The organism is Anaerotruncus sp. 1XD42-93 (assembly GCF_009917605.1).
Taxonomy (GTDB): domain Bacteria; phylum Bacillota; class Clostridia; order Oscillospirales; family Ruminococcaceae; genus Anaerotruncus.
Genome location: NZ_QZEG01000247.1, coordinates 1 through 516, shown reverse-complemented (window position 1 = coordinate 516; position 516 = coordinate 1). Strand labels below are relative to the sequence as shown.

General features: G+C 46.3%; 1 protein-coding gene and 1 pseudogene. Both read left to right on the top strand.

Features of this window, described 5'->3' with window-relative positions; genetic code table 11:
- Positions 1–105, top strand: a pseudogene (locus tag D5269_RS18825) (IS5/IS1182 family transposase); the annotation flags it as partial.
- A 58-nt stretch (positions 106–163) separates the two neighbouring features.
- Complete coding sequence (locus D5269_RS18820; protein ID WP_120487730.1) at positions 164–397, top strand: hypothetical protein; 234 nt, start codon at positions 164–166, stop codon at positions 395–397.
- The last annotated feature ends 119 nt before the right edge of the window (positions 398–516 follow it).

Here is a 516-nt window from a genome sequence, read left to right as displayed (position 1 = left end):
CGCCGTATCAAGCGATTTCGTCGCATTTTTACCCGCTATGACAAACTGGATATTATCTTTTTGGCTTTTGTTTTTTTTGCTCTCATTGTCGATGTGCTTATGTGAACACTACCTAGATAAAATCGAGAAGACGCAAGCACAAACAACCTGCCGACTGGATAAAATGGACGGTCGGCTGGATCAGATCGAGGAAGACACCCGTCACACACGAGTGCTTCTTGAAGCCACCAATAAGAATATGGCGCTTTTATGCGAGGCCCAGCAGGAGACATACTCCAAACTGCATCAGCTGGACCGGATGGAGATCACCCTGAACAATGTCAAATCTGGCACCGAAGCTCTGAAAGACGTCGTAAGCTGGCATTCGCAGGACATAAAATCTCTGAAACAAGCCTGATAAGGGGAAGAAAATCTGTGAGCGGTGCTAGGTTGTGTCGTCAATAGGAATGTGCTATAATAGTCCTCAAAGTAGCAGGAGGGCAGAAAAATGGCGAGGGAACAGCATCGACATGATAT

Coding starts and splice junctions, on each gene's coding strand:
- D5269_RS18820 (WP_120487730.1), top strand. CDS start 164: ATGGACGGTCGGCTGGATCAGATCGAGGAAGACACCCGTCACACACGA.